18 protein-coding genes are annotated in these 18,887 nt (G+C 63.4%); 12 read left to right on the top strand and 6 right to left on the bottom strand.

Annotated elements, in window-relative coordinates; all coding sequences use genetic code 11:
- Nucleotides 1-232 precede the first annotated feature (232 nt).
- Complete coding sequence (locus BMZ46_RS22620; protein WP_074689034.1) at nucleotides 233-1,558, top strand: MFS transporter; 1,326 nt, start codon at nucleotides 233-235, stop codon at nucleotides 1,556-1,558.
- A 66-nt stretch (nucleotides 1,559-1,624) separates the two neighbouring features.
- Nucleotides 1,625-3,022, top strand: coding sequence for an FAD-dependent oxidoreductase (locus BMZ46_RS22615; protein WP_170844910.1), 1,398 nt, complete (start codon nucleotides 1,625-1,627; stop codon nucleotides 3,020-3,022).
- A 3-nt stretch (nucleotides 3,023-3,025) separates the two neighbouring features.
- On the opposite strand, the gene BMZ46_RS22610 is transcribed toward BMZ46_RS22615, so the two are convergent.
- The gene (locus BMZ46_RS22610) at nucleotides 3,026-4,432 is read right to left on the bottom strand and encodes a type VI secretion system Vgr family protein (RefSeq protein ID WP_074689030.1); all 1,407 of its coding nucleotides are present in this window, start codon (nucleotides 4,430-4,432) and stop codon (nucleotides 3,026-3,028) included.
- A gap of 220 nt (nucleotides 4,433-4,652) precedes the next feature.
- Between BMZ46_RS22610 and BMZ46_RS22605 the strand changes: the two genes are divergently transcribed.
- Entirely contained in the window at nucleotides 4,653-5,357 is a 705-nt protein-coding gene (locus BMZ46_RS22605) for a YebC/PmpR family DNA-binding transcriptional regulator (protein WP_011335021.1), read from the top strand.
- Nucleotides 5,358-5,395: 38 nt separating this feature from the next.
- On the opposite strand, the gene BMZ46_RS22600 is transcribed toward BMZ46_RS22605, so the two are convergent.
- Together BMZ46_RS22600 and zapE are read right to left on the bottom strand one after the other, a co-directional pair.
- On the bottom strand, nucleotides 5,396-6,709 hold the full coding sequence (locus tag BMZ46_RS22600; RefSeq protein ID WP_074689028.1) for a leucine-rich repeat-containing protein kinase family protein: 1,314 nt from the start codon (nucleotides 6,707-6,709) through the stop codon (nucleotides 5,396-5,398).
- 62 nt (nucleotides 6,710-6,771) lie between these two features.
- Entirely contained in the window at nucleotides 6,772-7,905 is a 1,134-nt protein-coding gene (zapE, locus tag BMZ46_RS22595; protein ID WP_074689026.1) for a cell division protein ZapE, read from the bottom strand.
- 287 nt (nucleotides 7,906-8,192) lie between these two features.
- Here zapE and BMZ46_RS22590 point away from each other — a divergent pair, with 287 nt between their 5' ends.
- From BMZ46_RS22590 to BMZ46_RS22560, 7 genes are all read left to right on the top strand, one after another.
- Nucleotides 8,193-8,702, top strand: a complete 510-nt coding sequence (locus BMZ46_RS22590) for a Csu type fimbrial protein (protein ID WP_039767541.1) — start codon at nucleotides 8,193-8,195, stop codon at nucleotides 8,700-8,702.
- A gap of 101 nt (nucleotides 8,703-8,803) precedes the next feature.
- Nucleotides 8,804-9,337 (top strand): Csu type fimbrial protein, encoded by a 534-nt coding sequence (locus BMZ46_RS22585; protein ID WP_074689024.1) that lies wholly within the window; start codon nucleotides 8,804-8,806, stop codon nucleotides 9,335-9,337.
- 20 nt (nucleotides 9,338-9,357) lie between these two features.
- Complete coding sequence (locus tag BMZ46_RS22580; protein WP_039767536.1) at nucleotides 9,358-9,894, top strand: Csu type fimbrial protein; 537 nt, start codon at nucleotides 9,358-9,360, stop codon at nucleotides 9,892-9,894.
- Between the two features lie 4 nt (nucleotides 9,895-9,898).
- On the top strand, nucleotides 9,899-10,399 hold the full coding sequence (locus BMZ46_RS22575) for a Csu type fimbrial protein (protein ID WP_074689022.1): 501 nt from the start codon (nucleotides 9,899-9,901) through the stop codon (nucleotides 10,397-10,399).
- Between the two features lie 24 nt (nucleotides 10,400-10,423).
- Nucleotides 10,424-11,206, top strand: a complete 783-nt coding sequence (locus BMZ46_RS22570) for a fimbrial biogenesis chaperone (RefSeq protein WP_039767533.1) — start codon at nucleotides 10,424-10,426, stop codon at nucleotides 11,204-11,206.
- Nucleotides 11,207-11,290: 84 nt separating this feature from the next.
- Nucleotides 11,291-13,648, top strand: coding sequence for a fimbria/pilus outer membrane usher protein (locus tag BMZ46_RS22565; RefSeq protein ID WP_074689020.1), 2,358 nt, complete (start codon nucleotides 11,291-11,293; stop codon nucleotides 13,646-13,648).
- Nucleotides 13,645-14,616, top strand: coding sequence for a Csu type fimbrial protein (locus tag BMZ46_RS22560; protein WP_039767528.1), 972 nt, complete (start codon nucleotides 13,645-13,647; stop codon nucleotides 14,614-14,616). Before BMZ46_RS22565 ends, BMZ46_RS22560 begins: the two co-directional genes overlap by 4 nt.
- A gap of 5 nt (nucleotides 14,617-14,621) precedes the next feature.
- Here BMZ46_RS22560 and BMZ46_RS22555 read toward each other — a convergent pair whose 3' ends face one another.
- Both BMZ46_RS22555 and BMZ46_RS22550 read right to left on the bottom strand, forming a co-directional pair.
- Nucleotides 14,622-15,374: an anti-sigma factor family protein gene (locus tag BMZ46_RS22555; RefSeq protein ID WP_074689018.1), complete on the bottom strand. Its 753-nt coding sequence runs from the start codon at nucleotides 15,372-15,374 to the stop codon at nucleotides 14,622-14,624.
- Complete coding sequence (locus BMZ46_RS22550; protein WP_011335011.1) at nucleotides 15,371-15,877, bottom strand: RNA polymerase sigma factor; 507 nt, start codon at nucleotides 15,875-15,877, stop codon at nucleotides 15,371-15,373. The genes BMZ46_RS22555 and BMZ46_RS22550 overlap by 4 nt, the downstream gene beginning before the upstream one ends.
- A 157-nt stretch (nucleotides 15,878-16,034) precedes the next feature.
- Between BMZ46_RS22550 and BMZ46_RS22545 the strand changes: the two genes are divergently transcribed.
- Together BMZ46_RS22545 and BMZ46_RS22540 are read left to right on the top strand one after the other, a co-directional pair.
- Entirely contained in the window at nucleotides 16,035-17,129 is a 1,095-nt protein-coding gene (locus BMZ46_RS22545) for a catalase family peroxidase (RefSeq protein ID WP_074689016.1), read from the top strand.
- On the top strand, nucleotides 17,126-17,671 hold the full coding sequence (locus tag BMZ46_RS22540) for a cytochrome b (RefSeq protein WP_011335009.1): 546 nt from the start codon (nucleotides 17,126-17,128) through the stop codon (nucleotides 17,669-17,671). Before BMZ46_RS22545 ends, BMZ46_RS22540 begins: the two co-directional genes overlap by 4 nt.
- A 7-nt stretch (nucleotides 17,672-17,678) precedes the next feature.
- On the opposite strand, the gene BMZ46_RS22535 is transcribed toward BMZ46_RS22540, so the two are convergent.
- Nucleotides 17,679-18,887 (bottom strand): MFS transporter, encoded by a 1,209-nt coding sequence (locus BMZ46_RS22535; protein WP_074689014.1) that lies wholly within the window; start codon nucleotides 18,885-18,887, stop codon nucleotides 17,679-17,681.

Genomic DNA, 18,887 nt, shown 5'->3' with positions numbered 1-18,887 from the left:
TACGATAAATCGATTTTATTTATTAAACAGTAATTGCTTTGATCGGCTCACGCCAACGCTGACTGCCCGGTCGGGCAGCGATGCTGGCCATGAGCCTGTGCGTGCAAAACCAGGACTCATCTGACCGGTGTCGCCAAAGGGACGGGGTGATATCGCAGTGCTCAACAATAAAAACACAGGCGTTTACTCATCGATTCTGCCGGCACACTCACACCCTGAGGTCAGAACCACAATGAACAAGCACATCGGCACCCTTGCGCGTTGGCGCATGCAGATCTTCGCTGTCACCTGGCTCGCTTACGCCGCGTTCTATTTCACCCGCAAAGCCTTTTCGGTGGCCAAACTGGGCATCGCCGAAGACCCGAGTTTCACCCTCGACAAAATGGCCATGGCCAACCTCGACGCGATTTACCTGGCGGCCTACGCCATCGGCCAGTTCACCTGGGGCATGCTCGCCGACCGCTTCGGCCCACGGGTCGTGGTGCTTGGCGGGTTGCTGATTTCCGCTGCGGCAGCGCTGGTGATGGGCAGTTTTGCGACCTTGCCAATCTTCGCCACCTGCATGTTGATTCAGGGCCTGGCGCAGTCCACCGGTTGGTCGGGGTTGTGCAAGAACCTCGGCAGTTTCTTCCCTTCCGAGCAACGCGGGCGCGTGCTCGGGTTGTGGAGTTCCTGTTATGCATTTGGCGGTCTGGTGGCCTCGCCGTTCGCCGGTTGGTGGGCGTACACGCTGATCGGTTCGTGGCACGCGGCGTTCATTTCCAGTGCGGCGGTGGTCGCGGTGGTGGCGGTTTTGTTCTTTATCTTCCAGCGCGACAAACCGGAAGACGTCGGCCTGCCCGCCGTGGAGCCGGAGCCGGTGATCAGCACCGAAGAAGCCGAGGCCAACAGCAAACTCAGCGTCTGGGAGCCGCTCAAGGAAATCCTGCGCAACCGTACGGTGCTGGTGCTGGGTCTGGCGTATTTCCTGCTGAAACCGGCGCGTTACGCGATTCTGCTGTGGGGCCCGGTGATTGTGTTCGAGCAGATGCCTTCGGTCGGCAAGGTCGGTGCGGCGATCATTCCAACGGCATTTGAACTGGCGGGCCTGCTGGGTCCGATCATGATCGGCCTGGCCTCGGACAAACTGTTCGGCGCCCGCCGCATGCCGGCCTGCGTGTTGAGTCTGCTGGCGCTGACCGTGACCCTCGCGCTGTTCATGGGCGCCTTGCACACCGGCAGCGTGATGCTGGTGGTCGCATTGTTGTTCGTGATGGGCCTGACCCTGTACGGCCCGGATTCGATGATCAGCGGCGCAGCCGCCATCGATTTCGGCAAGGCCAAGGCCGGCGCCACGGCGGCCGGATTCGTCAACGGCTGCGGCTCGGTCGGTGCGGTGCTCGGTGGTTTGCTGCCGGGTTACTTCGACTCGGTGACGGTGTTCATCGTGTTCGCCGGTTGCGCGCTGTTTTCGGCGCTGGTGCTGATTCCGCACTGGAACAGCCGCCCGGTCGGCGTCATGGAACCACGTGCCTACGTGCCCAACCGCGCCCTGACGATCAAACCCCTGCGTAACTGAAAACCCTCGCCTCGCGGCCTGCTGCGGCACTCGCGGCAGGCTGTGCCGTGGCCGACTGACTGGAGAATTTTCATGAGACCGTTTTGGCTGGAGCAGGCTTTGCAGCTCGACACGTCCGAACCTTGCCCGCCGCTGCAAGGCGATGTGCGCACCGACGTGTGTATCGTCGGCGGCGGTTACACCGGGTTGTGGACGGCGATCATGCTCAAGCAGCAGAACCCCGAGCTCGATGTGTTGCTGATCGAAGCCGACATTTGCGGCGCCGGCGCCAGTGGGCGCAACGGCGGTTGTGCGCTGTCGTGGTCGGCGAAGTACTTCACTCTGGAACGACTGTTCGGCGTCGAGGAGGCGGTGCGGCTGGTCAAGGAATCCGAGCGCAGCATCCACGCCATCGGCGAGTTCTGCGAGCAGTACGGCGTGGATGCCGATTACCGCCTCGACGGCACGCTTTACACCGCCACCAACCGCGCGCAATGCGGCTCGACCGATGCGGTGATTGCGGCGCTGGAGCGCAATGGCATCAACTCGTTTACCCAGCGGCCGGTCGCCGATGTACAGCGCATGGCCGGATCGGAAAAACATCTGGAAGGCTGGTTCTCGCCGGCCGCCGCCAGCGTGCAGCCGGGCAAACTGGTGCGCGGCTTGCGCCGGGTGGCGTTGCAACTGGGCGTGCGGATTCATGAAGGCACGGCGATGACCGGGCTGGAGGAGGGCCGGCCGGCGCGCCTTCACACGGCGAGCGGCCGGGTGACCGCCGACCGCGTGGTGCTGGCGATGAACGCGTGGATGGCCCGCGCGTTCCCGCAGTTCGAGCGCAGTGTGGCGATCGTCTCCAGCGACATGTTGATCACCGAACCGCGTCCGGATCTGTTGCAGGAAATCGGTTTGACCAGCGGCGTGACCGTGCTCGATTCGCGGATTTTCGTGCACTACTACCACAACACCCCGGACGGTCGGATCATGCTCGGCAAGGGCGGCAATACCTTCGCTTACGGCGGGCGGATGTTGCCGGTGTTCGACCAGCCCTCGCCCTATACCGGGTTGCTCAAGCGCAGCCTCGACGACTTCTTCCCGGCCTTTGCCGATGTGAAAGTCGACGCAACCTGGAACGGCCCCTCGGATCGCTCGGTCACCGGCCTGCCGTTCTTCGGCCGGATGAGTGCCAGCGGGAATGTGTTCTACGGTTTCGGTTATTCCGGCAGCGGTGTCGGGCCGTGCCACATGGGCGGGCAGATTCTCGCCTCGCTGGTGCAGGGCCTCGACAACCCGTGGACGCGTTCGCCACTGGTCAACGGGCCGCTGGGTTACTTTCCGCCGGAGCCGATCCGCTACCTCGGCTCGCTGATGGTGCGCAACGCCATTCGCCGCAAGGAGCGCGCCGAGGATCACGGTCGGCGGCCCCGGCATCTTGATGTGCGTCTGGCGAAATTCGCGGCGGCGGCGGGCAAGGCCGACAAGGCTTGAGCGTCAGCGCGGTGGGGCGGAGCGGTTGAGCAGCCAGTCGAGCAAGAGGTCGTCGTCGGGCTCGGCTTCCGTGGGCTGCGACGCTCGGGGGCGGCAGGCGTCGAGGCAGAGGATCGGTCGGTCGGGATCGCTGTCGAGAAAACTGACCCAGACTTCGCTGCCGGCGCAGGGAAGATTTTCCCGAGGTACGCAGGCGTCGGCATGGGGCATGACCAACGGCAGCCACAACCCTTCGCTTGCGCCGTCAGGTGAATGTTCCGGCCATAACCGGACGGCCATGCGTCCCTGATCGTCCACCTGCGCCGGTTGCCCCGGTGCACCAAGCAATTGCGCCGGGTGATACCCCGGAATTCGCGGACGCGGTTGTTTCGGCGGCGGGCGAAACGGGGTCGACCAGGGCAGCGCCGAGAAGTCGTTGTGATACCGGCGAACCGTGGGTACCGGATCGAGAATCGAAGGTTGCTGGCCCTGATGACGCAATTCGGTGATCAGCCACTGCTCGTTGAAGGCGTTCACCGGGTGCTCCGTGACTTGCAACAGGCGTCCGCTGAGCAGGCGCAGACAATCGCTGCGGCCCTGAATCGAGCGCGACCGGCAGCGTTGGCGCTCGAGTAGACGGCGACTGCGCTGGGTGGCGTGACGTTGCGCAGTTGGCAGAGACTCCTGTGGGGCGACGGCACTGCCCAGCGTGTGATTGGCGGCCTCCTGACCCTTGATCGGTTGCCCTCGCTCTCGTACGCCGGCAGGCATCGGAGGCAATATCGCCTCATGCCGCTGGGACAGGCTGCTGAGGCCGCTGGTTGGCGCATCGAGTTGGGTGTTGAAAGGAATCGCCGTCAGTTGCTGTGGCAGGCTCAGGCTGTCATCGGCGAACACCACCACATGGCCGTCCGGCTGATGTTCGAAGTGGTAGTGAATGCCTTCCTCTTCGCAAAGCCGTTGCAACAGGGCCAAATCGGTTTCGTCGTACTGAATGCAGAACGGACGCGGCGGATAGTGGCCGACGGTCATCTCGATCCGGTAGCTGTGGGCAGGCAGGTGATGTTCGCTGAGCAGTTGCTCAAGGATGGCCGGCACGCTCAGTTGCGTGAATACCCGGCGTACGGGATGTTGCTCCAGCGTTTGCAGATGCGGCATCAGCACCAGTTGGTAGGCGATCCGGTGCGTTGCGCGATGTTCGCAGCTGGCACTTTGAATGATGCCGTGAACTCCGTGGTCGTCGTCCAGATGCAGAAACGCCGTCTGATGCAGCAACGTGCCGGGTGACCAGGCGGGCGCCAGGCCCATGACCTCGATCTCGAACCGATAGGGCTGATTCAACGCTTCATGACCGCTGAAGCGCAGGACCGGCAGGCTAATTCCGCCTTCGGCCAGGGTCAGCGAAAACGGACTTTCCTTGTCATTGAGCATGTGGGTCGGGCTCTGTCAGGCAATACGGGCGAAAGAGGGTACGAAAACGCGACGTTGATTGGACGTGGCAAACCGGTTTTTCAGAATCGCCCTACAAGGCGCGTAGAAGATGTCGATCCGCAGCGGATTTTTTGGTCGATTGCCGACTTTAGGCCGTATAAACTTGCCGCCATGCGTCGGCCAATAGATGTCTCGGCGCCACAGATCAAGAGAGTGAGTAATGGGCGCACAGTGGAAGGTTAAACACAAAGAAGCGGCAGCCAATGCCAAGGGCAAGATCTTCGGCAAACTGGTGAAGGAAATCACCATTGCTGCGCGTAACGGTGCCGATACCGCCACCAACGCACACCTGCGTCTGGTGGTCGAACAGGCCAAGAAAGCCTCGATGCCCAAGGAAACCCTGGACCGCGCCATCAAGAAGGGCGCAGGCCTGCTGGGCGAAACCGTTCAGTACCATCGCGTGACCTACGAAGGCTTCGCGCCGCATCAGGTGCCGCTGATTGTCGAGTGCGTCACCGACAACATCAACCGCACCGTGGCGGAAATCCGCGTGGCGTTCCGCAAGGGTCAACTGGGTGCTTCCGGTTCCGTTGCCTGGGACTTCAACCATGTCGGCATGATCGAAGCGTCGCCGGACACCCCGGACGCCGATCCGGAAATGGCCGCGATCGAAGCCGGCGCGCAGGATTTCGAAGCGGGCGAAGAGGGTGCGACCCTGTTCCTGACCGACCCGACCGACCTCGATGCCGTGCAGAAAGCCCTGCCGGAACAAGGCTTCACCGTGCTGTCGGCCAAACTCGGCTACCAGCCGAAGAACCCGGTCAGCGGTCTGAGCGACGAGCAGATGGCTGAAGTCGAGGCGTTCCTCGAAGGCCTGGACAACCATGACGACGTGCAGGACATGTTCGTCGGTCTGGCCGGCTGACAACCCAAAAAATCGCAGCCCTCGGGCTGCGATTTTTTTCAGGCGTGCTGTAACGCCTGGCTGATCTCGCCGAACCCCGGCCGCGCCAGCACGTCCGGCTGACAGCACTGCTGTTCCAGGGCCTCCAGCGCCTGACGTTGTTCATCACTCAACCCCGAGTCGATGCGCGCCAGCAGTTCCCCCAGCAGAATCCCGAATGCCCGCACTTCGAGGCGTTGCAGCGCACGGGTTTCAGGCGTGTCCGCCGTGGCATGGAATGACGCCGCGCCAAAATCCCCCAGCAGACAATCGCCCTGATCGTTCAACAGAATGTTGTGTCCGTAGAGATCGCCATGGGTGATGCCGTGACGGTGCAGATGCCCGGCGACCGAGGCGATGCCCCGGGCAATACGCAGGGCGACGTCGGCACTGAAACGGCAATCATCGGCATACACATCCCGTGAACAGGACGCCAGGCTCGGCAGTCCGGCCAGGTTGCGGTAACTCGAATCGATCAGTTGCATCACCAGGCCTTGCTGACCATCGGGATGCTGGTCGATGCGGCCTTCGACGCGGATCAGGTTCGGGTGCAGCCCGGCGGTGATGCACGCGTTCATTTCATGCAGCGGCGAGCCGTCGCTGGTCATCTCGCCCTTGTACAACTTGACCGCCACGGGCGTGGCCGGCTGATTCGCAGGCTGCCACTGTGCCCGGTAAATCACCCCGGAAGCGCCTTCGCCCAGCCGTTGCTCCAGCTGCAGCGCCGACCAGTCGATCAGGGGCGCGTTGTTGAGCGCGTCGGCATCGGCTTCGGTTTCCAGCGGATTGCCGGCGTAGGCCAGCCAGATCAGGCTCGGCAAGGTCAGCAGCCATTGCGGCAGCTCGGTCAACTGGTTGGCGGCAATACGGATCAGTTCCAGCCGATGGCACTGGCTCAGTGACGGCGGCAGCGTGCGCAGGCGATTGCCGGCGAGCATGAGCTTTTGCAACAGCGGACGCTCGCCCAGTTCCGTGGGCAGGGTTTCGATGGCGTTGTCGGTCAGGATCAGCCAGCGCAACTGCGGCGGCAGCGCCGCGCCGGGCACCTGAGTGATCCGGTTGGCCTTGAAACCGATCATCGTCAGCGTCTGACACTGGCCCAGGCACGCCGGCAACCGGGTGAACTGATTGTCCGAGCAGAACAGCACGCGCAGGCGCGTCAGACGATGCAAGTCGTCCGGCAGACTGCTCAGGGCATTGCCGCTGAGGTTGAGCACTTCCAGCGTGTCGGCCAGGTTGAAAATCTCCGGTGGAAATTCGCTCAAGCCTTCAGCCAGATCCAGCCGGGTGATGCCCGACAGTTCGCCGGCGCGCAGTTGTGCAAGGGTGTGCATGAAAAGGATCGCTATCTGGAAGGCGCCCGAGCGCCGGAAATGGGCGGCATGATAACGGCAAATCAGCCCGGTTCGTGCACTTCGCGCAATTGCCCGAGCCGGCTGCGGGTGCGGGCCAGATCGATCGCCTGGCCGCCGAGGCTTTCACGCAACGGGAGCCGGCCGAGCAGGGTCAGGTGCTTGTCCTGATCGTAGAGCACGTCGATCAGGTTGATGAAGCGCTGCTGGGCGGCGATCGAACATTCGCCCAACTCCGGCAGCTCATCGATGATCCAGTGGTCGAAGCGCCGGCACAGTTCCAGATAATCCATCACGGCGGTGGGCTGTTCGCAGAGGTCGTTGAAGGTAAACCCGACACGCCGGTCTTCGCACAGTCGCGCCTGCAAATGGCGGCTGCCGACTGCCAATGGCAACGGCGTGGTGCCGAGTGGCGGCAGCTTCAAAGCCTGGCGCTGCGCCGGGGTGGCCGGCCAGACGTAATAGCCTTGGGTGAACACCTGATGCGCATGCCGACGCGCCTGGCTGCGGTAATCGTGCGGGCCGCCGACTTCCATGACCTGCATGCGCGCATTGATCAGGTCGATCACCGGTTTGAACCGCGCGTGGTACAGCGGGTTGGGCAGCAAGCCTTCGGGCGGGTAGTTGGAGGTCACCAGCAACAGGATCCCGCGCTTGAACAGCGCCTTGAACAAGCGGGAGATGAGCATCGCATCGCCGATGTCATGCACATGAAATTCATCGAAACACAGCACCCGACAATCCATCAGCAGCGCATCGAGGGTAACGGCCAGGGCATCGTCGCAGTCACGATGCTCGAACATGCCTTGGTGCAACTGGGCGAAGAACCCATGGAAGTGCAGACGGCGCTTTTGCGCGATCGGCAACGCCTCGAAGAATCCGTCCAGCAGCCAGCTCTTGCCGCGCCCGACCGCACCGTGCAGATACAGGCTGGGCGGGGTTTGCGCAGGGGTGCCGAACAACAGGCCGGCCTGCTGCGCCATGCAGTCGATGACCCGCTGCTGGCTGTGGCTGAGGGTGTAGCCCTGGCCGTGGGCCTTTTGCCGGAAGTAGTCGCGGACCGATTGCGCGCTGGCAGCGCACTGGCCCGCAGCGGTACTGGAGCGTTTGCCGAAGAAGCGGCGCAAGGCTGGCCAGCGATGGGTCAGACGCGAACGTTCGGGCGGTCGGGCGGGCACTGCAGTCACTCCGTCATCATCGGGCCGGCTCCCCGCGAGCGCGGCGGCGTAGTGTAACCAGACGGGTAGTTTTGCTTCCACTGCGCTTTATCGTTTTTCCAGACAGTAATCTGCGGTGTGTACAGGTTTTTTCAACATTATGAATCGACCTGTTGCCAACCTTTCGAAACAATTCCCGGCGGGTGACTGGATCCAATCGACTGGCGCAATCGGTGTCCGTTGCTAACCTGAAACACTGTAACGGCAGATACGCCGTCGCGATCAGGGAGCGGGCGGTGAAAGCAGGGATGGTCTGGGCATTGCTGGGCGGGCTCGCGGCACCGGTCCACGCCGCCGATCTTCAGGTCGAGGTGCGGGTCGATGTGCAGCGCGGTTGCCAGTTGGTTGGCCAGCAACGTGAAGCCGGTATCGAACAACTGGGCGTACTCGACTTCGGCACCACGGCGCGGCTCGGCGACCGGGACGGGCCACTCGGAGCGGCGCTGACGAATTCGCGCCTGCCGCGTCTGGAATGCAACCCGGACACCCCGTACCAGTTGCGTGTCGATGGCGGCCTGCACGGTGGCGTCGGTGAGGTGCGCTATATGGTGGGGGAGGCCGGCAGCAAGCCGATTCCTTATCGCCTGTATCAGGACGCTGCGCGGCGGGTGCCGCTGGTGGTGGATGTGCCGGTCAGTGGCCGGGTGCCGGACAGCGGCACGGTGGACTTGCCGCTATACGGGCGGATCGAACGGATGGCAGAAGTGCCACGGGTCAGCCGGTATTCGGATCTGGTGAAGGTGACGGTCACTTGGTGATCGCGGCGTTTTTTCAGCCATCCGCTGGATCCGGGTGGCGCAGGGAAGGGCGTTCAGTGATGAGCGCAATGTTCGAGTGATCCTGAAGGAGTAGGCGCTCAATGATGGACAGACACGGGCGGGTAATCGCCATAGCCACGCTGCTTATGTTCGCCGAGGTCGCGCCAGCGGCAGTCAGTGGGCAGATCGTCGCGCGGCTGACGTTGATCGCCGGCTGCGAAGTGACCAACGCCTCCAGCCCCGCCAGCCCGGTGGATGGGCTGGGCTCTCTCGATTTCGGCCAGCAGGGCCCGACCTGGAACGCACCGATCAAGGCCAGCCTCAGCGAAGCGGGCAGCGGCCAGCTCAACGTCGCCTGCAATCCTTCGGTGACCGGCTTCACCGTGACCATCGACGGCGGCGCTCATGGCGACGGCACCACACGCCGCCTGAGCAACGGGCGCCAGACACTTCCCTATCAGCTGTTTCTCGATGCCTCCGGCAGCCAGAGCTACAGCATTGGTCAACAACACAATTTCGCTGTCACCAGCGGCGCACAGATACCCATTCCGGTATTTGGCTCGGTGGTGGCGAACACCCGTGCGGTACCGGCCGGTGTCTATACCGACACCCTGACGGTGACGCTCGACTGGTAACCCCGTAGAGGACGGACACCATGCGTACGATTGCATCAAGGATAGGTTTGTCGTTGCTCGGCCTGACGCTCGCTTCCAGCGTCAATGCCGCCACCACGGTCACCGGCCAGATCACTTCCAGCCTGACCCTGATCAGCAGTTGCCAGGTCAACGGTTCCGGTGGTTCTACCGGGCTGAACTTCGGTGCGTTGAACTTCGGCACCGCCAACAGCCTGTTCACCACGGCGACCGGACAGGTGCTGGGTGGTGGGGGCGGGGCGCTGTCGATCCTGTGCTCGGCTGGCACCACGCCGACGGTCAAGGTCCGGGCGGGCGCCCATGACGGGCTCTCGCCGGGCGGCACTCGCGCGTTGTATGACGGAGTGGCCAATTACGTGCCGTATGACCTGTACACCGACGCCGGGCACTCGCAATTGCTGGCCATCGACGGGGTGATCAACCTCGCGGCCAGCACCGGTGTGGCGCAGACCGTGAACATCTACGGTCAGGCGGTGGGCAAGGCCGGGCTGCCGGCGGGCACGTACACCGACACGATTTCCGTTGAACTGACGTTCTAGCGCCATGGGCCGGCATGGCTGTGCTTCGCTGCTCCTGCTGTGTGCGGGCAGCTTGCCGCTGCCGTTGGCGGCGGTGACCAGTCAGAGTTTTCAGGTCAGCGCCACGGTGACACCGGGCTGTCTGGTGGTGGGGGGCGTATCGAATTATGGCGGGCTGAATTTCGGTTCGCGCTCGGCGCTGGCCACCGGCACGGTACAGGTCGCGTTGACCGGTGGCGTGACGCTGCAATGCACGCCGGGGGTGGCGCTGAACATGACGGTCGATGGCGGCCAGTACAACAGCGGCGGGCGACGCATGCAGATCAGCGGAGGCAGCGCGAAGGTGGCGTATGCGCTGTTTCGCGATGCGGCGTACAGCCAGAGCCTGGGCATCGGCCAGAGCGTGGCGGTGGCCTACAGCGATGCGAACAACATCAGTCTGCCGATCTACGGGCAGGTGCAATTGCCGGGCAATCAACCCGGGGGGACATACAGCGATGTGTTGCAGGTGCAGCTGTCGTGGTGATGTGAAATGACAAGGAGCAGGTTTATGGGGTTTTTCACGTCACGCTATTCGTTCGCGTGTTGCGCCGTGCTGGCGCTGGTCATGTTCGGGACGCTCAAGGCCCAGGCCGCCAGTTCGGTGCTGATCTGGCCGATCGACCCGGTATTGGAGGCCGATCAGCAGGCCAGTGCGCTGTGGCTGGAAAATCGCGGTACTGAAACCGCCAACCTGCAGATCCGCGTGTTTGGCTGGAGCCAGAGCGGTTTCGAAGAGCAGTACCGCAATCAGCGCGAGGTAATCGGCAGCCCGCCGGTGGCGAAGATCGAGCCGGGTCAGAAGCAACTGGTGCGCCTGACCCGCACCAAGGACGTGCCGCCAGGCCAGGAGCTGGCGTACCGGATCATCATCGATGAAATCCCCTCGGCCCAGCCCCCCGTTGCCGAAGACGGCAAGACCGCTGCGGCGATCCGCTTCCAGATGCGCTACTCGGTACCGCTGTTCGCCTATGGCGCGGGTTTGTGGAGCAAGGAGGACAGCGCCCGCCAGCGTGATCCCAAGGGCATCGGCCTGCCGCAATTGAGCTGGCGCACGGTGGCGGTGGAGGGCCGTCCTTATGTGGAAGTGCGCAATCAGGGCGCGGTTCATGCGCGGCTGACCGATGTCGCCATCAAGCAGGGTGGACAAAGCAAACCGTTGGCCGAGGGTCTGCTCGGTTACGTATTGCCCGGCGCGGTGATGCGCTGGCCGGCACCGGGGCCGGTGGCGGGAGAGCTGGCGGGACGTATCAATGGCGCGGCCAAGGTGCAGAGCATTCCGCCGGCGCGATAGCCGTAGTGAGCCATGTCGAAGTGTTCAGGCTTCGGCGCCAGCGGTTTCAGGAGGAATCAGTCCATTGACGGACGTAACACGCTAATGAGTCCGGGATGGGCTCGCCGTATTCAGCGTCCGTTGTGGCTCATGACCGGCGCGTGGTGCCTGATGTTCATTCATCCATCCGGGGCCGGTGAACTGCCGCCGCCTCCCAGCGGCATGGAGGCCGTGAGTGATGCACAGTTGTTTCTGGAACTGGTGGTCAACCAGATGAATACCGGTCGGGTGGTGGCGGTGGAGCAGCGCGGCGGGCGCCTGTTCCTGCCGGCCAGCGTATTGCGCGACACCGGCATGAAGCTGCCGGAAGAGGCCGGTGCCGAAGTCGATCTAGACGGCCTGCCGGGCCTGCACAGCGATTACGACAGCGTCAGCCAGCGCTTGCTGCTCGACGTGCCGCCGGACTGGCTGCCGGAGCAGTTCATCGGTAACCGTGAAGTCTATCCGCGCACCCCGGCGCTGAGCAGTTTCGGCGCTTTGTTCAACTATGACCTCTACCTCAATGACACCGACGACGCCGGCACTTATCTCGCGGCGTGGAACGAGGTGCGGCTGTTCGACAGTTGGGGCACGTTGTCGAACACCGGGCAATATCGCCGTACGTTGTCGGGGGATGCGGTCAGCACGCTGGACAACGGCTATCTGCGTTACGACACCACCTGGCGCTACTCCGATGATGAACGGATGCTGACCTACGAGGCCGGGGACGTGGTCAGCGGCGCCTTGCCCTGGAGCAGTTCGGTGCGGCTGGGCGGCGTGCAGTTCTCACGGGATTTTGCGGTGCGTCCGGATCTGGTGACCTATCCGCTGCCGCAGTTCGCCGGGGAAGCGGCGGTGCCGTCCTCGGTGGATCTGTTCATCAACGGCTACAAGTCCAGCAGCACCGACCTGCAGCCGGGCCCGTACACCCTGACCAACATTCCGTTCATCAACGGCGCTGGCGAAGCGGTGGTGGTGACTACCGATGCGCTGGGCCGGCAGGTGTCGACCACGGTGCCGTTCTACGTCACCAGCAGCCTGTTGCAAAAGGGTCTGAGCGATTTTTCGGTGGCCGCCGGTACGTTGCGCCGGGATTACGGCCTGAAGGATTTCAGCTACGGTCCGGGCGTGACTTCGGGCAGTCTGCGCTACGGCGTCAGCGACACCTTTACCCTGGAGAGTCACGCCGAAGCGGCGGATACCCTGACCCTAGGGGGACTGGGTGGCAACCTGCGGCTGGGCAATTTCGGGGTTCTCAACAGTGCGATCAGCCAGAGTCGTTTCGACGGTGACGGCGGGCAGCAGCTGAGCCTCGGTTATCAATACAGCGGCCAGCGCTACAGCTTTTCCTATCAGCGTCTGCAACGCCGTGACCGCTATGCCGACCTGACGGTCGTGGACAGTCCCTACACCACACTCAGCCGGCGCAGTGAACAGGCGACCCTGAGCCTCAACCTCGAGCGCTGGGGCAGTCTCGGCGTCGGTTATTTCGATATTCGCGCGGCAGACGAAACCCGCACGCGGTTGCTCAATCTGAGCTGGAGCAAACCGCTGTGGCGCAACAGCAGTTTCTACCTGTCGGCCAACCGCGAAATCGGCGACAGCAACTGGGCGGTGCAGGCGCAACTGGTGATTCCGTTCGACCTGCGCGGCAGCCTGGCCATCAGCAGCGAACGCAGCAAGACCGGGCAGACGCAGCAGCGGGTCAACTACAGCCGCGCTGTGCCGTCCGAGGGCGGAGTGGGCTTCAATCTCGGCTACGCCAAGGGCGACGGCGCCGATTACCGCCAGGCCGATGTGACCTGGCGCCTGCAATCGGTGCAACTGCAGGCCGGCGTCTACGGGACGTCCGACGCCGAAACCCGTTGGGCCGATGCCAGCGGCTCGCTGGTGTGGATGGATGATCAAGTGTTCGCCGCCAACCGCATCGACGATGCGTTCGTGGTGGTCAGCACCGACGGCTACGCGGACATTCCGGTGCGTTACGAGAACCAGCAGGTCGGCCAGACCGACCGCAACGGCCACTTGCTGGTGCCGTGGAGCAGCGCCTATTACCGCGGCAAGTACGAAATCGATCCGCTGAACCTGCCGGCCAACGTGCGCAGCCCGAATGTCGAGCAACGTGTAGCGGTGCGCCGGGGCAGCGGCTATCTGCTGGAGTTTCCGCTGAGCCGGGTGATCGCCGCGAGCATCGTGCTGGTGGATGCGCAGCAGAAGGAGTTGCCGCTGGGCAGTGGCGTGCTGCACGAGCAGAGCGGCACGCGGACGGTGGTCGGCTGGGACGGACTGGTCTACCTGGAAAACCTCCAGGCGCAGAATTCGCTGCGGGTGACTCTCGCGGACGGCAAGACCTGCCAGGCGCAATTCAGCGTCGATCTGCAGCAGAATGAAGTGCCGCTGATCGGCCCGCTGGTGTGCCAATGATCCGGGCGCGGCTTGCTCTGTGGCTGTTGTTGCTGCTGCCGGGGCTGGCGCAGGCGCTGTGTTCGGTTGTCACCACCACGCCGGCCGGGTTCGGGAACATCAGTTCGATCGCCGTGCGCACCACCTCGCAACCCAGTTCCACTTTGAATGGAGGCTTGAGTTGCACCGGTTCGCTGCTGTCGCTGTTGACCAACAATGATCATTTCTGGGCCACCGTCACCTCGACCCAGAGCGGTTTGCTCGGGCCCACCGGCGACGTGATCGGTTACACGATCTACGCCAACAACAGCACCAGTTACCCGCTGACCCGAGGCACCGCCTATGACTTCGCCCGCAACGGCATCATCGACGCCCTCGGTTTGCTCAGCGGTACGGTGCCGAAAACCGTTCCGCTCTACTTCGGCACCACCATCGGCAGCAACGTGGCGGCCGGGGTGTATACCGAGACCCTGAGCATTTTCTGGAACTGGAATTATTGTTCGGGCATCGGTGTCGGCGGGCTTTGCCTGGGCCGCGACATCAACAGCGGTACCACGACACTGACGGTCAACCTGACGGTGTCCAACGATTGCACCATCACCGCGCCGAACATCGCTTTCGGCAGCGCGCCGGTGGTCAGTGCGTTCACCCAGGTTACGGGGCAAACCATCAACCTCGCCTGCACCAAGGGCAGTGCCTATACCGTAGGGCTGAATGACGGGCAGAATGCGCTGAGCGTCGGCGGACGACGGCGGATGATTTCCGGCAGCAACTATCTGGCCTACGACATTTTCAAGAGTGCCGGGACCACCCGTTGGGGCAGTGTCGGCGCGGCCCGCCGGGCCAGCAGCGATGCCGAGGTCAACCCCGGCAACGGCCTGGGCACCGGTAGCCAGATCTTCAATTACAACGCGAAAATCTACACCGACCAGACCACGCCGCCCGCTGGAACCTATCTGGACAATGTGGTGCTGGATGTGGGGTTCTGAACCGGTTAGAAACTTACGGATTGCTTGAGCATTTTCGCTGTGGGTGTGTCGGTCGGACTGACCATCGCGTAGTTGTAGCCTTTGCCGGACCAGTACTCGGCCTGCAGATCCCCGTCCTGGCGGCTGCCCCGTGGCAGGAAGGTATTTTTCGGTCCCGGTGGACGCACATAGAAACTGACCTTGTGCCCGCTCTGGTCTTCATACATCACCATCGCCGCCGGGCCTTCATCGGTGCTCAGCAGACGACCGCTGACCGGTGCAAAACCGGCCGACGTCAGGTCCGGCAGGCGATTGGCCTGAGTGAAATAACGGTCGAGCCAGCGCTGGATGTCACCGTCGCCATCGACCTTGTAGTCCGCCGGCAGAAGCCCTTGCTGGGCGATCAAACGATACGCCTGCAAGGCATCCGTCATCGGCGCCGGAGGATGAAACACGGTCATGTCCCGGGCCTTCCAGCCACCGACACCGCCGAGGCTGACGGCAATCAGCAACACCGCCGCGCTGGCCCACTGGCGGCGCGATTGGCGTTTGAGGCGCTGACGGATCAGCGCCGGATCAAGGTCGGGATTGGCCGGCTGTTGCAAGGCGCCGCCGAGGGCGGCACGCAGGTGCTGGGCGTCCTGTTGCCAGGCGCGAACCTGCGCCGCTTCGTCCGGGTGACTGGCGAGCCAGGTTTCCAGCACATGCCGGTCGGCCTCGCTGAGCTGGTGGTCGACGTAGGCGAGCAGGTCGCGTTCGTTGGGGGGCAGACTGATCATTTGAGTATCCGCAAGGAAGGGCTGCTGATTTCCCCGTCGCTGAGCTGGCGCAGGGCCTGGCGAGCACGGGACAGGCGCGACATCACGGTGCCGGTGGGGACGTCGAGAATCTCGGCGACCTCCTTATAGGTCAGGCCTTCGACCGACACCATCAGCAGCAGCGCGCGCTGTTCGGTGGGTAGTCGGTCGAAGGCCTTCAAGGTCGATTGGGCAATCACGGTGCGTTCCACCGAGGGCTCGGCGTCATCGCGGCCGGTGAAGAATTCGAGCATCCGCGCATACCGCCGCGAACGCCGATGCGCATCGAGAAACTGCCGGTACAGGATCGAAAACAGCCAGGCGCGCAGATCGCCGTCGGCGCGTTTGTCGCCCCAACCCGACAGCGCGCGCTCCAGACTGGCCTGTACCAGGTCGTCGGCGCTGCTGCTGTTGCGTGTCAGCGACACGGCAAAACGCCGCAATCTGGGGATTATTTCTCGCAGTTGTTCGTCGAATTCGCTCATGAAGTTCTGCTAGTCGCTACGCTGTGGACTAGGAAGACGCCCGGCATTGGAGGTTATTCCACGTTCTGAAAAATAAATACCGGGCCGTGGAATAAATCCCGATGGCGTGCGTCTTGCTGATTCTTCCTACTTGTGGCCGATGGCCCTGGAGTGCTTCATGGTTGATCGCAGTTCATCGCCCGGCGGGCCACAACGCCCGCCACTGAGTGCCGCGAGCCTGGTGTTGCGTCTTGGCGGAATCGCCGTGGTAGTCGCAGCCCTGGCCGGGGCGTTTGCCTACGTTCATGGTTCATTTGACCCACAACGCCTGACGCCAAAAGCGCTGGTCGATGTGCTGGAAAAGAACAACGGCGTGCATCCGGGCTTTCGCCGCAATCACGCCAAAGGTGTGTGCGTGATCGGACATTTCGAGAGCAGCGGCGAGGCTCGCTCGTATTCTGTCGCGCAAGTGTTCAACGAGCCGCGCACTCCGGTGGTCGGGCGCTTTGCGTTGCCAGCCGGCAGTCCGTATGCGCCGGACAGCGCCGTACCGATCCGCAGTCTGGCGCTGCGTTTCACTCAGGCCAACGGCCAGCAGTGGCGCACCGGGATGAACAGCATGCCGGTGTTCCCGGTTGGCACGCCCGAGGCGTTCTATCAGTTGCAGCAGGCGCAATCGCCGGATCCCGCCACCGGTAAACCGGACCCGACCAAGGTGCCGGCATTTTTTGCCGCACACCCGGAGGCCGTGCCGTTTCTGACCTGGATAAAAACCGCCAAACCCTCGGCCAGTTACGCGACGGAAACCTACAACAGCGTCAACGCGTTCTATCTGGTGGATGCCAGCGGCAAGAAGCAGGCGGTGCGCTGGAGCATGACGCCTCTGGCCCAGGACGCTGCCGGTGCGACCGCGCCTGAAGGTAGCGATTTCCTTGAAAAAGACCTGGTGCAGCGCCTGGCGGAAGGGCCGTTGCGCTTTCAGTTGAACATCACCTTGGCCAACGCCGACGATCCGGTGAACGATGCGAGCAAGACCTGGCCCGCCGGCCGCAAGATGTTGAACGCCGGCACCCTGGTGCTGGAAAAGACCCAGCCGCAGCTCAGCGGCGAATGCCGTGACATCAACTACGATCCGCTGGTGCTGCCGGCCGGCATTCAGGGTTCCGACGATCCGCTGCTGGCCGCGCGCTCGGCCGGTTACGCCGATTCCTACCTGCGTCGCACCAGCGAAGTCAGCCAACTGCCAACCGGCAAAAAGGAGGCTCGCCCATGAGCACGCAACCGACTCATTTCAATCCGCTGGCGCGGTTGCTGCACTGGTTGATGGCGTTGATGATCATCGCGATGTTGTTCATCGGCGCCGGTATGGTGACCTCGGTGTCGGCGCGGCATGAATGGTTGATCAACCTGCATAAACCGTTGGGCATCGCGATACTCGCTTTGGTGATCGTGCGCATTCTGGTGCGACTGGGCACCCGTCAGCCGCCGCTGCCGGCGGATCTGCCGGGCTGGCAAGTGATGGCGGCCAAGGCCTCTCATCTGTTGCTGTACGCGCTGATGCTGGTATTGCCGCTGCTCGGCTGGGCGATGATCAGCGCGGCGGGGGATCCGGTGATGCTCGGCACGTCCCTGCAATTGCCGTCGATCGTGCCGGCGGATGCGCAGGTGTTCGCGTTGCTGCGCAAGGCTCACGGGTATCTGGCGTATCTGCTGTTCCTGACCGTGCTGCTGCACCTGGCGGCGGCGCTGTTCCATGGCTGGGTGCGCCGCGACGAGGTGCTCGACAGCATGCTGCGGGGACGCAATCGCGGTTGATCGTGTGTCAGTCCGACGTGGCGAGGGCGCAAGCCGCCTCGCCACGTTTCCGGGTGGCCAGCGTTCGCCACCAGTACAGCAACGCGACCATGTTGATTGCGGCACCCAGCCAGCAGACGCCCGGCCATCCTGCCCAGGCGTACATGGCCGTCGAGGCGATTGAGCCCAAAGCGCTGCCAATTGAATAAAACAGCATGTAGCCGGCGGTCAGTCGGCTCTGCGCCTCCGGGCGGACGATGTAGATCATGCTCTGGCTGGTGACGTGCACGGCCTGCAAGCCCAGATCCAGGGTGATGACGCCAAGCAGCAGCGCCCACAACGAAGACTGGGTCAGTGCGATCGGCAGCCACGAGCCCAGCATCAGCAGCAGCGACAGACCGCTGACCCATTGCCCCCATCCTCGATCCGCCAGATGTCCGGCTCTGGCGGCGGCGAGTGCACCCGCCGCGCCGGCGAGTCCGAACAATCCGATCTCCCTGTGGGAAAGCGACAGCGGCGGGGCGGCCAGCGGCAACACCATCGGCGTCCACAGCACCATGGCGCTGGCGAAGGTGAGCAGGGCGAGGATTGCTCGTTGGCGCAACACCGGTTCCTCACGAAAGAGGCTGAACACTGAGGCGATCAATGCCACGTAACGTGTGGTCGGCCGTGCGTCTTCATCTTTGGGCAACACCCGAAACAGCAGCGCGGCCATCACCAGCGTCAACCCCGCCGACAGCAGATAGATCGAGCGCCAGCCGGCCAGATCAGCCATGCCGCCGGCCACCGTGCGCGCCAGCAGAATGCCGACGACGATGCCGCTGGTGATCACGCCCACAACCTTTCCCCGTTGTGCCGGGACGGCCAAGGTTGCGGCGTAGGCGACCAGAACCTGGGTGACCACGGCCAGCAGGCCGGTCAAAGTGACGCCGATCAGCAGCCAGGCGCTGTTCGAGGCCAAGGCGATCATCAGCAGGGCCGCGGCGGACAACAGTGTTTGCATGACGATCAGCCGGCGGCGGTTGAGCAGGTCGCCGAGGGGTACGAGCAATAACAGCCCGAAGCCGTAGCCGACCTGGGTCAAGGTCATGACGATGCCGATGCTGCCCGGCGAGATCTCGAAGGCTTCGGCCATCGCATCCAGCAGCGGCTGGGCGTAATACACGTTGCCCACCGCGAGGCCGCAAGCGATGGCGAAGAGCAGCACGACACCTTTATCGAGTGTTGCAGTTCTCAT

It is taken from the genome of Pseudomonas sp. NFIX49 (assembly GCF_900115915.1).
Lineage (GTDB): Bacteria > Pseudomonadota > Gammaproteobacteria > Pseudomonadales > Pseudomonadaceae > Aquipseudomonas > Aquipseudomonas pharyngis.
The sequence above is the reverse complement of the archived record's forward strand: the minus strand, read 5'-3'. Positions and strand labels throughout refer to the sequence as shown.